We start from the raw sequence: 14,235 nt of genomic DNA on the forward strand, positions 1-14,235 counted from the left end.
AATGTTCCGGGATAAAATAATAGCTGTTAAGGGATGCTTCCGCTTTTGGGCGATTGTCATATTCGCGTTAATTGGGTTTAAGCAGCACGTGTATGCTCAAACAACGTATTTTATTGACGGCTACCATGGTGGTATCTGGGGGCATTACCCCGACTGGAATACCCGTTTCATGGCCGACCAGTTAAAACTGCACCCCAACTGGAAGATAAACCTCGAAATTGAACCCGAAACATGGGACGATGCAAAAGTTAAAGATTCCGCAGCCTATAATGATTTTCGGGCATTATTTGCAGATCAAAACTCCGCTACCCCCCGCATAGAATATGTTAACCCGGATTACGCCCAAAGCTATTTATTTGATATAGAAGGCGAAAGTATCATCAGGCAGTTTTATTATGGTATAAAGATGGTAAAACGTCATTTTCCAACTGCGGTATTCCCGGCCTATTCATCAGAGGAACCATGCTTTACCAGCGCTTTACCGCAAATATTAACGTCATATGGCTTTAAATACGCTTCATTAAAAAATCCAAACACCTGCTGGGGCGGCTATACAACTGCCTATGGCGGCGAATTGGTAAACTGGGTTGGCCCGGATGGTACAAAGATCATCACTTCGCCCCGTTATGCAGTTGAGGCCTTGCAACCGGGCTCAACATGGCAAACTATCGCCGCCTACAATACCCCCGAATATGTTAAAGCTTGTTTTGCTGCGGGCATCAAGCACCCGGTAGGCCTGACTTTGCAGGACGCGGGTTGGAAACAGGGACCGATAATAAAGGATAATAATCAATCCGTAGTATCTACCACATGGGCCGATTACTTTGAAAACATCGCCATAAAAAGCACTACCGATAACTGGAAATTTACACAGGAAGATGTATTGGTAAGCCTTGTTTGGGGATCGCAGATCCTGCAGCAGATAGCGCAGGAGGTACGTATCTCAGAAAATAAGCTCATCAGCACGGAGAAGCTGGCTGCGATAACCAAAGTATATTCGGGCATCTCATACCCTCAAGCCGATTTTGACGCCGCTTGGAGGCCCTTATTGCTCTCTCAGCACCATGATTGCTGGATAGTGCCTTATAACGGCAGCAAAGGTAATACCTGGGCCGATAAGGTAGTAAACTGGACCAGCACCACCAATCGTATTGCCGATAGCGTGGTAAACCTCGATATTTCAATAGCTGCCAAAGGCAAAACTGTAGTTAATACTAAATTCATCAGGGTATATAATACTTTAGGTATTAGCAGGAATGAACCAGTTGCCGTAACTATTCCGAGTGAATGGCAGGGTGAAGCGATCAGCGTTTTAACTAGCGCTGGTAAACCGGTAGCCTCGCAAATTGTGAGCGATTCAACTTCAGCTGTTCCACAAATTGTTTTTAATGCTGATGTTCCCGCGATGGGTTACAATACATATCAGCTTAAACTACAAAAAGCACCCGTGGCTAAAAGTCTGACGGTCTCCATATTAAAGAACGGCGATTACAAGCTTGAAAGTGACCTGTATACTATCATCCTCGATCCTAAAAAAGGCGGCGCTATAAAAAGCCTCATAGCCAAAATATTAAATAATAAAGAGTTTGTCGATCAATCAAACCCGCGAAACTTTAACGAACTGCGTGGTAATTTTTATAACGATGGCGGCTTTCATTCCAGTGCCGAAAATCCTGCCGTAATAAGCATTATTGAAAAAGGCCCCGAACGCGTTAAACTGCAAATAAAAGGTACAATAGATGGCAGTCCGTTCACCCAATGGCTAACCATAGCACAGGGCCAGCGCCGGATAGATCTGCAGGTAAAGATCGACTGGAAGGGCAACCCCGGCATAGGCGAATACACCGAACCTGGAACTTTTAAGTTTACCAATAACAAAAAGGCTTTTTATAATGATAAGGAAAAGCTGCTGACCATGTTCCCGCTAAACCTGAAAGATCAAAAAGTATATAAAAACGCACCTTTTGATGTACTTCAAAGCAGGCTGAAAAATACTTTCTTCACTACATGGGATAGCATCAAGAACAACATTATTTTAAACTGGGTAGATGTTACGGATGGTAACAATTGCTATGGCATGACTTTGCTAACCGATCATACCACCAATTACACCCATGGCGAAGATTTCCCTCTAGGCCTCACGCTTGAATATTCAGGAGTAGGCTTATGGGGTAGGGATTATAGCATAACAGGGCCAACCAATGTACATTATGCTTTGATACCGCATGCCGGCAAATGGGATAAAAGCGGCATATGGACTGAAGGTACTAAATGGAATGAGCCTTTGATCACCAAAGTACTGGACGCTGTCCCTGCAACTAATGACCTATCGCGATCCATGCTAAATATAAAACATACCGGTTACGATATCACCGCGCTTAATGCAGATGGCAATGATCTTACCATTCGCTTATTTAATGCAGAGGGAGATAATTCGCCACAAACAATAACTTTTGATGGCACTGCAAGTAAAGCGGAATTAGTTGAACTGAACGGGAAAAAGCGTGAAGAGCTAGCTATACAAAAGGATATTCCCGGCAAAACGTCTGTGATGGTAAGCATGCCACGTTTCGGTATCCGCACCATAAAACTATATGCTATAACTAACAAGGATAAATAATTTAAATTGTTTTGCTAAACCGTTATTTTTTGTATTATTGATGATTATAACCAATTATAGTTTTTCAACAGAATTTTTGCGCTCCGCGGCCCGGAGCATTATTAGAAATATGATTAAAAGATACTTATGTTGTATTACGGCACTTTGTTCGCTTATGCTATCGGCAAACGCGCAGCAAAAAACGCCTGCTGATTATGTAAACCCCTTTATTGGCGCCAGTACCAGCGCTGCTGATGCAGGTATTTATCATGGTCTGGGTAAAACCTTCCCGGGCGCGGCTACGCCCTATGGCATGGTGCAGTTAAGCCCTAATACAATGACCGGCGGCGATAATGGTTCTGGTTATAGCTATGAAATTACCAGTATTGAGGGTTTCGACTTCACCCAAATGAGCGGTGTGGGATGGTATGGCGATCTCGGTAATTTTTTGGTGATGCCAACCATCGGGAAAATGTACACCAACTCGGGCCGGTATACCGATAAAGAAAAAAATGGCTACCGCTCGCATTACCTCAAATCGAGTGAAAAAGCCTCTGCAGGATATTATTCCGCCTTACTAACAGATTACAACATCAAAGCGGAAGCAACAGCCGCCCCTCATAGCGGGATGCTGCGCTTTACGTTTCCGCAAAACGGGCACTCACGTATCCAAATTGACCTGGCGCGCAGGGTAGGTGGTACATCAACCTCGCAATATGTTAAGGTGGTTAATGATCATACTATTGAGGGCTGGATGAAATGTACACCAGATGGTGGTGGCTGGGGTGATGGCGCAGGCCATGCCGATTACACCGTTTATTTTTACGCTGAATTTAGCAAGCCATTAAAAAATTATGGCGTTTGGAGCGCCGATATTCCCGATAGCTGGAGCCGCAAACTCGAAGATGTGGAAAGCAACAAATACCAGCAAGCCATTGCCAACGCGCAGATCTTAAAGGGAATAAACGAAAAAGAAGGCAAACATTTAGGCTTCTACACCGAGTTTGCTACCAAGCCCAATGAGCAGGTATTGTTAAAAGCGGGCATTTCATTCATCAGCATGGATGGCGCCAAAAATAACCTGCAAGCCGAGATCAAAGACTGGGATTTTGATGCGGTACACACCAAAGCAAAAGCGCTGTGGAATAAAGCGCTAACTAAAGTAAAGATTAGTGGCGGCACAAATGAGCAAAAAACAGTGTTTTACACTGCCCTGTACCACACCATGATAGATCCCCGCATTATTGAGGATGTAGATGGTAACTATCCCGGCGGCGACGGCAAAGCACATCGCTCTGAAAATTTCACCAAACGCACCATATTTAGCGGTTGGGATGTTTTCCGCAGTCAAATGCCCTTGCAAACTATCATCAACCCATCGCTGGTTAATGATATGATCAACTCATTGGTTACCCTGGCCGATGAAAAAAATAAAGATTACCTGGAGCGCTGGGAAATGATGAATGCCTACAGCGGTTGTATGATCGGCAACCCGGCTGTTTCGGTTATCACCGATGCCTATGAAAAGGGAATCCGCAATTTTGATATACCTAAGGCCTACCAATTATCAATAAACTCAGTTGAAAAATTCGGCAATGGTGAAAAAGGCTATACCCCCGATCCGCTGGGCGTATCGTATACCCTGGAATACGCTTATACCGAATGGTGCGTATCGCGTTTAGCAAAATCATTAGGCAAAACAGCCGATGAAACAAAATATGCCAAGAGAGGCGAAAGCTTTAAGAATATTTTTGATCCGGAGCATGGCTGGTTCAGGCCAAAGGATAAAGACGGCAACTGGGTGCCCTGGCCGGCCGATTCAGGGAGGATAAAGCCATGGTATGGCTGCATTGAAAGTAACCTGTACCAACAAGGCTGGTTTGTACCACAGGATGTACCCGGCATGGTAAAACTAATGGGTGGTCGTGAAAAGGTAATCGCTGATCTGCAAAACCTGTTCGAAAAAACACCCGAAAACATGATGTGGAACGATTATTTTAATCAATCCAATGAGCCTGTTCATCATGTGCCATTCCTGTTTAACCGGCTGGGCGCGCCATGGCTAACCCAAAAATGGTCGCGCGCGGTTTGTCGCCGGGCCTATCACAATGGTGTTGAGGGTTTATGCGGTAATGAGGATGTTGGTCAGATGTCGGCCTGGTACGTACTGGCAGCCAGCGGTATACACCCGGTTTGCCCGGGCGATACAAGGCAGGAGATCACTAGTCCGGTGTTTGGTGAAATCACTTTCAAGCTCGATCCAAAATATGCAGCGGGTAAAACCTTTACGGTCATAGCCCATAACAATTCTGACAAAAACATTTACATACAAAGTGCTAAGCTGAATGGCAAAACATATCAGCATTGCTATATCGACTATAAAGATATAACAGCCGGCGGTACGCTTGAACTAACCATGGGGCCGCAACCAAACAAAAACTGGGGAATTAATTAATACATCACAATGAATAAAGGGAAAAAATTATTGCTTGGCTTAGCCTTTTCTTTTGGGGCACTAACCGCAGCAAATGCACAATCGGTAGCGCCTTTTAAAGCTGGCGACAGGGTAGCTTTTATGGGGAACAGTATTACCGATGGCGGCCATTATCACGCCTACATCTGGTTATATTACATGACGCATTATCCTAATATGCGCCTGACCATGTTTAACGTAGGCATTGGCGGCGATAATGTTAAGCAAATGAGCGACAGGTTTGAGTATGAGATCCTCAGTAAAAAACCAACCGTGATGACACTTACCTGGGGCATGAATGATAGCGGTTATTTTGAATGGTTCAAGCCGGATGCCGCTACTAATTGGGCCATAGCATCGGTAGATACAGCCAAAGCGAGGTATGCAGTGCTCGATGCCAAATTAAAACAACATCCTGAAATCAAAAAAATATTTATACTGGGTTCGCCTTATGATGAAAGCACTAAAAGCAATAAGAACCGCTACTACCCGGGCAAAAGGGTTGCTTTCCAAAAGCTGATCGATTTTCAGCAGGAAACAGCTAAAAAGAACGGATGGCCTTATGTTGATTTTAATCATCCAATGACGGAGATCAACACAAAATGGCAGCAAAAAGATTCCTTATTCAGCTTAACCCCTAATGATCGCATTCACCCTGATTATGAAGGTCATATGGTTATGGCTTACCTATTTTTGAAAACACAGGGCCTGGCAAACAAACCGGTAGCTGATTTCAGCATCAACGCTAAAAGTAAAGCGGTTGCTAAAGCGGTTAATTGCAGCATCACCAATGTTACCGGTACCGATGACAATATATCCTTTAATTATTTAGCTAACTCATTGCCATATCCTATGGATACTGTTGCGGTAGGTGGTGGCTGGGGAAACCATAACAGGCAATCCGGCGCAACTAAGTATGTGCCTTTTACACAGGAGTTTAACCAGGAAGTGCTTGCCGTTAAAGGGTTAAAGGATGGGGATTATAAGCTGATAATGGATGGACAGGAGATAGGGCAATGGAGTGCAAAAGAGATAAGCGAAGGCATAAATCTTGCCGAACAAACCTATACGCCCGAATATCAGCAGGCATTGGCTATCATGCACATGAACGAGGAACGCTGGGATATTGAACGCAGGCTTCGTAACTACGCTTATGTAGAATTCGATTTATTAAAGCAAAAAGGCTTGTTATACGCTGATAACAAGGCAGCCATGGATACCGTAATTCATGAATCAAAAAAGAACCCATTTATTAATGGCAACAAAGATAATTACATCAGAGCGCAGTATAAGCCGGTACGTGATGCATGGCAAAAGGAGCAGGATGCACTGGTTGATGAAATATATGCGACCAACAAGCCTAAAACGCACAAAGTAACCTTACAATTAGTAAAATAATAAACCTTACACAATGAGTATAAACCATATACCTGTTAAAACATTAATTGTAGCGCTGCTGTTTTTTGGGCTGCGATCTAATGCCGCCACAGTTGATACGGCGCTAACCTACAGCGCTGCCATGCATAAAAATATTAAGGCAGTTGTTGTTAAGCCTGATGACTATTCAACCAGTAAAAAATTCCCTACCGTTTATTTACTGCATGGCGCGGGCGGTAAATATTCAGATTGGGTTACCAATGTGCCTGATAAGCAAACAGTTCAAAAACTGGCTGATCTGTACGATATTATAGTGGTTTGCCCCGATGGTAACGTAACCAGCTGGTATTTTGATAGCCCGGTTGATCCGGCTTATAAGTATGAAACCTATATCTCATCAGAGTTGGTCACTTATATCGATAGTCATTATGCTACTATAAAAGATCGTTCAAAAAGAGCTATCACGGGTTTAAGCATGGGTGGTCATGGCGCTTTATACCTGGCGTTCCGCCACCAGGATGTATTTGGCGCTTGTGGGAGCATGAGTGGGGGAGTTGATTTAACGCCGTTCCCGGATAATTGGGACCTGGCGAAACGACTTGGAAAATACAGCGAATACCCAAAAAGGTGGGAAGAAAATAGCGTGATAAATATGATCTATTTATTAACGCCCGATAAGCTGGCCATAACTTTTGATTGCGGCAGCAGCGATTTTTTCTACCAGGTGAACAAAAATCTGCATGAAGCTTTGCTGGAACATAATATTCCGCATGATTTTACCGTACGCCCCGGTGCTCACACCTGGGAATACTGGGGAAATTCAATAAATTATCAAATGCTTTTTTTTAGCCGTTTTTTTAAAAAGTAAGTAATAAATCCTTTTTTTTAATAACGTATTTATAAGCAGTAAGCGGCATATATTATTATAAAATGAATGAACCATTTAATATAAATATGCCGCTGAAAATTATTTGATATTTTTTCAAATAAAATTTGCTAAACCGTTTTTTAATACTACATTAGTAGTAGATTCTGAAAATCTATTATAAACCAATTAATAAATATTATAACCGCTGCATCCTGAAAAATAAGTAAAGTGTAATAATAAGCCACGGGTAGTTGCTTGATTGTTTGCCACTAATTATCTAAAAGGATGTTGTTTGATGTACTACTTGTTTACAAGAAATAAAAAAGTGCTTTGTCGTATTCTATAACCAATTAATATGAAGAAAATTTACATTCGTGTTGTTGTATTTGCCCTTTTTGTTTTTGCTTCGGGCTTGCTATCATGTAAGAAAAACTTTCTGGGGGCAACCACAATCACCAATCTTAATCAATCCACTGTTTTTGCTGATAGTACCAATACTGCTGCGTTTCTGGCGAATATTTACAGCAATATTGCGGTTAGTGAAGCCGCAAACAGTATGGGTAATGGAGGTTTGGACGCAGCCGGTGATGAAGGTGCTCCGGGTACTTTGCTGCCATCGCAGGCAACATACTGGGCTTCGGGTATCATAAATGCTGCTAATGTTACAGATAACATATACAGTACCTGTTATACGCAGATCCGGGCCGTGAACCAGTTGCTGGCAAATATCAGTAAAACCAAGTTAACCCTGCCCGACAATCAACCCGGGAGCAGGGCGCAAATGAAGGCCGAAGCCCGGTTTTTACGGGCATGGTATTATGCTATATTGATAAAACACTATGGCGGTGTACCACTGGTGGGTAACAATATATATAATTATACCGATCCTATACCCGTACAGCGAGCTACTTATGCAGCCTGTGTTAGTTATATAACATCTGAATGTGATTCGGCGGCCATGGTGCTTCCTTACACGCAGGCGGGGCCAAATTATGGCAGGGCTTCGGGTGGGGCGTGCCAGGCTTTAAAAGCCCGTGTGCTGTTGTATGCCGCCAGTCCGCTGTTTAACGGTACAACGCTGGTTGCTGATGCGGGCGGTTCAATTGATGCTTCAATTGTTGGCTATCCTGTTGCCGATCCGCAAAGATGGGTGCTGGCTAAAAATGCGGCTTATGCAGTGTTAAGATCAGGGTCTTATGCGCTAAATGTTGATAGCTCAAACAAAAGCAGGCCAGGACTCGGTTTTGTAGGTCTGTTTTGTGAAAGATCTAACCCTGAATATATTTTGCAGGTAATGTATAGTGATATTGACTATGGGCATCAATTGGAAGCCTTCTGGGATCCGCCATCAAGAGGCGGTGCAAATGGTGCCCAGCCATACCAGGAAGTGGTTGATCTCTTCCCAATGATAGACGGTAAGGATACCCTCACCTCGGCCTATAAATATAATAGCCAAAACCCTTATGCTAATCGCGACCCTCGCCTGGGTTATACCATTATACACGATCAAACCGTATTGCCGGTAAGACTAAATCCACCTAATAGAACCCCGGTCAATATTTATCTCACTAAAAACGCGGATGGATCTGTTACCAATACAGTTGGCGCTGATGCGGTTACGTTTGGCACAACAACCGGGTATTATATCAACAAAATGCTTGATACCAACGCCTGCTCAACCGATATAACACAGCGTACAAGGCGCTGCCAGCCACTCATGCGTTATGCTGAAGTGCTGTTGAATTATGCCGAAGCGTATAATGAATCGAAAGGTACCGACTCGGCATATGTGGTATTAAAAGCCTTGAGAGCCAGGGCCGGTATTCAGGCCGGAGCAGATGGTATGTATGGCCTTGCTGTTGGTATGGGGCAAACGCAAATGCGCACAGCTATACAACTGGAGCGCCGTTTAGAGCTTGCTTATGAAGGGTTCCGGTTTTGGGATGTGCGCCGCTGGAAAATTGCCGGTACTGAAGAGAATAAATTATTTCACGGGATGATGGTGCTTCATTCGGGCTCGGCGGTCACTTATAATGTTTTCGCTATTCTGCCTCAGCATTCATTTTCAGCGCGTATGTATTTGTGGCCATTGCCACAGCAAGAGATAGGTAAATCAAAAGACCTGGTACAAAATCCGGGTTATTAATCACACTTATTATAAGCTAATGCACAATATGAAATTCACCCGTAGATTTTTTATTCCCTGTATCCTATTAACGATAATGGTGTGGGCGTCATGTAAGGTTGATAAAGTGAGCCCTGTAACTGAATCGGTAAAAGATATTTCAGGCACCTGGAAAGTTATTAAGGCAACCAGGAATGGCACCGATATAACGGCCTATAATGGTGTCGATTTTTCCCAGTTCAGTATTGTTTTTAAATCCGGTACATATACACTAAATAACCGGTTGCCATTTCTTACCGATACCAGCGGCACTTATTCGTTAAATGACCCGCAGTACCCTATGCAGATCTCATTTGCACCTGTAGGCGAAACCGCGATCAAAACAGATTTTGTTTACCCTATTGTTACGGGTGTGAGAAATATCGACCTCACATTTTCTGCAAATCCAGGCTGTAACTCCAACATATACATTTACACGTTACAAAAAGTTAATTAATACAAAGGAGCTGATATATGAAATCAAAATTACATATAAAAATAAAGGGTAGTTATCTCTGGAAAATTTGTGCCGTTATTGTAATAATAGTAGTAATGACCTGCTGCTCCACAGATATTTTAAGCGTTGATCAGCCATCTACTGCAACAGTTGGGCAAACCATCCCTATTACCATGAAGGTATTATATACTAATACCGACGTAACTGCCAACATGGTGGTAGCTGTATTATTACCCGTAGGCTGGAATGGCGCTAAAAACTTAACCATGACCTACACCAGTCCAATTGGTAATGGCACATTTAATGTGATGCCCAGTACTACTACCGAGCCTGCCAGCGGCGGCTTATATAATTGGCCAACCGCTTTAATGAACAAGTTTGGCATTGTTAACAATTACATCAAGGATATGGAGTGGGTTGTTTTTGTATCAGATAAAGCCTATACCAACCCTACTACAACAGTAACCGTTAATATGAAGCTTACCGTTGGTGCCGATGGTGGTAACGCAAACGTGGCCTTGGCTTATGTTGTAGCCGAAACTAATGACGGCTTAAAAGCCAATGACGGTAATATAGAGAAAAGCCCTCCTGATACTTACGAATTTTATGAATTATACTCAACACCATGTCTTGATGTATCAGGATCGGCATCAGGCAGTATTGAGGATTTTTGTGATGCGCCGCTTACCACGATTGATCCCTTTAAGGCATTAACGGACGACTTTGTGACCGTTAACTTTGATGCCACCATATTAAAAAATAATTTATTGGGGGCTACCAATGTATACCTCAAAGCTATTGCTCAGGATGTATCAGGTAATACCTATAATGGCCCGGTAGTACCTGCCAAATCGCTGATGGCGCAGGTTAGTACAAATAAATATCAAATAACTATTTGGCCCAGGGCCTATTTTGGAGTGCCTAAAACGCAAACACTTAGCACCATGAAATACGTGATTACTGATGTAACAGGTAATACGGTTGTAGGCGCCAACGCCACAACTGAGCCTATTACATATGGGTTTACCTGTAAATAATATATAAAAACCATGATTTAAAACCGTATGGCTTAATGATATTTTTTATGATCATGTCACTTACGGATGGGAGACTTAATTTTTATTAATAATTATTAAAATCTGATTCTATGCTTCATTGCTACTCAAAAAAATGCTTTACAGGAATCATCATTATACTGATGCTTATACTGGCAAAAAGCAGTTATGCCTCCATACAAAAGGATACAACGGCTAAAACGGCAACCAACCCGCCGGGATTAATTACAGGTAAAGTAGTTGATGAAGATAATCGCGCTTTAAAGGGGGTGAGAATTGTGGTAAACGGTCGCAGCGATTCTTCAAAAACCGATTTAGCCGGACGTTTTTTGGTGCGTGCTAAAATTGGTGATAAACTACAGTTCAGCTACCCAAATCATTATATAAATAATGTGGTTATTAATAATGCTGCCGATACACTGAGCGTAAGACTGCTCGACCATTACCTGAAATCGCCCGAAAAGATAGACGTATTATATGGTACAATAAATCCGGCAAATGAACTCGGTTCAATTTCTACTATTTATAACAATCAAATTACTACCACGCCGGGGCCAACCTATGTTTATGCCCTGCCCGGTCAGTTAGCCGGCTTATATACGCAGCAAACCAGCGGTTTTACATCGGCACAAAATGTTGCCATATTACAACATTTCCTTTCAAGCACCACGGCAAATTTTGCACCGGTTCATAACGTTATACCCAGCGATAATACAGAGTTTATCCTCACATCACGCGGGCAAAATGTAACTACTATTATCGATGGTATCCAGCAAAATATTACGGCTATTGATCCTTCAAGTATCGAGTCAATTTCCATATTAAAGGATGCATTGTCAACCATCTTGCTGGGTATAAATAGTTCCAAACCAGTATTGTTGATCACTACTAAAAAGCCTGATTTGGGCGACCCTCGTATAACATTTACTACCGAGGCAGGTATACAGCAATCGCTTGGTTTACCAACAGACCAGCTGCCAGCCTACCAATGGGCTTATTTGTATAACGAAGCTTTGCAAAACGACGGGAAACCCACGTTTTACACCAATGCCGATATAGAGGCCTACCGCAATCACACCGACCCATACGGGCACCCGGATATTAACTGGTCGAAATTGTTACTTAAAACATATTCCCCGCTAATAACAGATAAATTGAACGTTAGCGGTGGAACCGAAAACGCACGCTATTATGTATCATTGGGTTATTTGGATCAGGGCGGTATTTTTAATGAGGCGCCGGGCCTTGATTATAGTACCAATACCAATATAAGTCGTTACACCTTAAACAGTAATATAAGTGTCGACGTAAATAAAAACCTGAATGTTGATCTGCAAATGTATGGCCGTGTTCAGCAAATGTTTGAGCCGGGGAGTGGTTATGCCAGTATTTTAACAAACATTTTTACCACCCCTAACAACGGATATCCGGTGTATAATCCCGATGGATCATTTGGTGGTTCTTCAACCATTTCAAATTTCACCAATAACTTATTATCGCAGGCGCAATATTCGGGCTATACACAAACCAATATAAAGGATGTATTGGTAAACCTCGATCTTAATTATAAACTGGATAACGTTACAAAAGGCTTATCCTTTAAAGCAAAAGGTAACCTGGCTATTGAATCACAGGTATATATCACCCGTACCCAACAAAATAATGCGTATGGCTATTCGATAGTTGATAGTGCGGTAAAACTTACCTCTGTAGGTACAACAACTCCGTTAACCAATGTTTTTGCCACTGAGCTGTCTGCCCGCTATTCATTTGCGCAGGCCGCTCTTAATTACGACAGGCAATTCGGTAAAAACAGGTTCGGCGGCCAACTGCTGTATGATACCAAATCGTCAGTAGTAAGTTATGATCTTTCGGCTGTCACCACTGATAAAGCTTTAAAGGTGAATTACGGCTACGATGATAAATATTTGTTTGAAGGCGCAATTAATAACAGCAGCTATAACAGGTATACGCCAGGGCACCAGGCAGGCTGGTTTTATGCAGCGGGTATTGGCTGGCAAATGGGTAAGGAAGATTTTATGAAAAGCATAAAATGGATCGACTCCTGGAAATGGCGCCTTACTTACGGTAAAACAGGCGATAACTCAAATGCCGGATACTATACTTATGAACAAACCTTTACCAGCGGCGGAGGATATCCGCAGGGCTTGAATTACGGAAGTGGAAGTGGCTATCAGGAAGTAACCCCAATTGCCGATCCAAGCCTGCGCTGGGCTAATGCTGAAAAGCTGGATTTTGGAACAGATATATCGTTGTTGCATAATCATTTGCAAATCGCGGCAGATTATTACCATGAAAGATATTATAACCTGGTTACAACAAGAGGTGCTACAATTGAATTATTAGGCACCGCTTATCCGCCGGAAAATATAGGTATCAACCTTTATAAAGGTGGTGAGCTTACCCTAACCTATAAAAACAACATTGATAACTTCAACTACTTTATTACCGGTAATGGTTCACTGGTAGCATCAAAGGTTTTATATTTTGATGAAGAGCCCCCAAAATATCCATGGAACGCTCATACAGGCTTGCCGGTAACCGCAATATTTGGTTATAAAAACATCGGATTTTATTCGGTAGAGGATGTTGCCAAACATGCGGCAACCATAGCGGGCTATTCTGCACAGCCGGGCGATCTTAAATACGCCGACCTTAACGGCGACGGCGTGGTTGACCAGTACGATCAAACAGCCATCGGCGGCCTAAAGCCATTGGTGTTTTATGGTGGTACTTTAGGTTTCAATTACAAAGGATTTAGCTTCAGCGTAATACTACAGGGCGTATTTAACCGCCAGGTGAGCGTTGATAATTCTTACGATGCACCATTACAGGGCCTTGGTCTACTTGGTACCGGGGCCAGCGGTCAGGCTTATGCAAATGCAGTAGGCCGGTGGACGCCGGAAACAGCAGCAACGGCTACATTGCCGCGCTTATCAGTTGTTCAGGATGAAGCGAACGGTAATAACGTACAGATGTCGTCCTTCTATGTTAAATCAGGCGATTATTTCAGGGTGAAAAATGCGGAGATCGGTTATGAATTACCACTAAGATGGGCTACAAGGTTAAGGTTATCAGGTATAAGGGTATTTGTAAACGGAGAAAACCTGTTTACCGTAGCCGGTTACCAGGGTTTCCCGGGGTATGATCCGGAAGTTAACGGAGTTGGCGCGTATCCAATTCAAAGAGTGATTAATGCCGGGTTAACTGTGAAGCTATAA

The 14,235-nt window shown here is 42.9% G+C and carries 8 protein-coding genes; all 8 read left to right on the top strand.

What is annotated here, in order from left to right:
- The first annotated feature begins 1 nt into the window (after nt 1).
- The 8 genes from BLU33_RS03045 (at nt 2) to BLU33_RS03080 (ending at nt 14,235) form a co-directional block, all read left to right on the top strand.
- A complete protein-coding gene (locus BLU33_RS03045; protein WP_091369091.1) occupies nt 2-2,620 on the top strand; it encodes a glycoside hydrolase family 38 C-terminal domain-containing protein in 2,619 nt (872 codons plus the stop codon).
- 109 nt (nt 2,621-2,729) lie between these two features.
- Nucleotides 2,730-5,054: a GH92 family glycosyl hydrolase gene (locus tag BLU33_RS03050; RefSeq protein ID WP_232009380.1), complete on the top strand. Its 2,325-nt coding sequence runs from the start codon at nt 2,730-2,732 to the stop codon at nt 5,052-5,054.
- Between the two features lie 9 nt (nt 5,055-5,063).
- On the top strand, nt 5,064-6,470 hold the full coding sequence (locus tag BLU33_RS03055) for an SGNH/GDSL hydrolase family protein (RefSeq protein ID WP_091369097.1): 1,407 nt from the start codon (nt 5,064-5,066) through the stop codon (nt 6,468-6,470).
- Between the two features lie 13 nt (nt 6,471-6,483).
- Nucleotides 6,484-7,317, top strand: coding sequence for an alpha/beta hydrolase (locus tag BLU33_RS03060; protein ID WP_091369100.1), 834 nt, complete (start codon nt 6,484-6,486; stop codon nt 7,315-7,317).
- 355 nt (nt 7,318-7,672) lie between these two features.
- On the top strand, nt 7,673-9,463 hold the full coding sequence (locus BLU33_RS03065) for a RagB/SusD family nutrient uptake outer membrane protein (protein ID WP_091369102.1): 1,791 nt from the start codon (nt 7,673-7,675) through the stop codon (nt 9,461-9,463).
- Nucleotides 9,464-9,491: 28 nt separating this feature from the next.
- Complete coding sequence (locus BLU33_RS03070) at nt 9,492-9,938, top strand: DUF5004 domain-containing protein (RefSeq protein WP_157682031.1); 447 nt, start codon at nt 9,492-9,494, stop codon at nt 9,936-9,938.
- Between the two features lie 17 nt (nt 9,939-9,955).
- Entirely contained in the window at nt 9,956-10,975 is a 1,020-nt protein-coding gene (locus tag BLU33_RS03075; RefSeq protein ID WP_091369109.1) for a DUF4961 domain-containing protein, read from the top strand.
- Between the two features lie 110 nt (nt 10,976-11,085).
- Nucleotides 11,086-14,235: a SusC/RagA family TonB-linked outer membrane protein gene (locus BLU33_RS03080; RefSeq protein ID WP_091369112.1), complete on the top strand. Its 3,150-nt coding sequence runs from the start codon at nt 11,086-11,088 to the stop codon at nt 14,233-14,235.

Source organism: Mucilaginibacter mallensis, assembly GCF_900105165.1.
GTDB lineage: Bacteria > Bacteroidota > Bacteroidia > Sphingobacteriales > Sphingobacteriaceae > Mucilaginibacter > Mucilaginibacter mallensis.

Coding starts and splice junctions, on each gene's coding strand:
- BLU33_RS03045 (WP_091369091.1), top strand. CDS start 2: ATGTTCCGGGATAAAATAATAGCTGTTAAGGGATGCTTCCGCTTTTGG.
- BLU33_RS03050 (WP_232009380.1), top strand. CDS start 2,730: ATGATTAAAAGATACTTATGTTGTATTACGGCACTTTGTTCGCTTATG.
- BLU33_RS03055 (WP_091369097.1), top strand. CDS start 5,064: ATGAATAAAGGGAAAAAATTATTGCTTGGCTTAGCCTTTTCTTTTGGG.
- BLU33_RS03060 (WP_091369100.1), top strand. CDS start 6,484: ATGAGTATAAACCATATACCTGTTAAAACATTAATTGTAGCGCTGCTG.
- BLU33_RS03065 (WP_091369102.1), top strand. CDS start 7,673: ATGAAGAAAATTTACATTCGTGTTGTTGTATTTGCCCTTTTTGTTTTT.
- BLU33_RS03070 (WP_157682031.1), top strand. CDS start 9,492: ATGAAATTCACCCGTAGATTTTTTATTCCCTGTATCCTATTAACGATA.
- BLU33_RS03075 (WP_091369109.1), top strand. CDS start 9,956: ATGAAATCAAAATTACATATAAAAATAAAGGGTAGTTATCTCTGGAAA.
- BLU33_RS03080 (WP_091369112.1), top strand. CDS start 11,086: ATGCTTCATTGCTACTCAAAAAAATGCTTTACAGGAATCATCATTATA.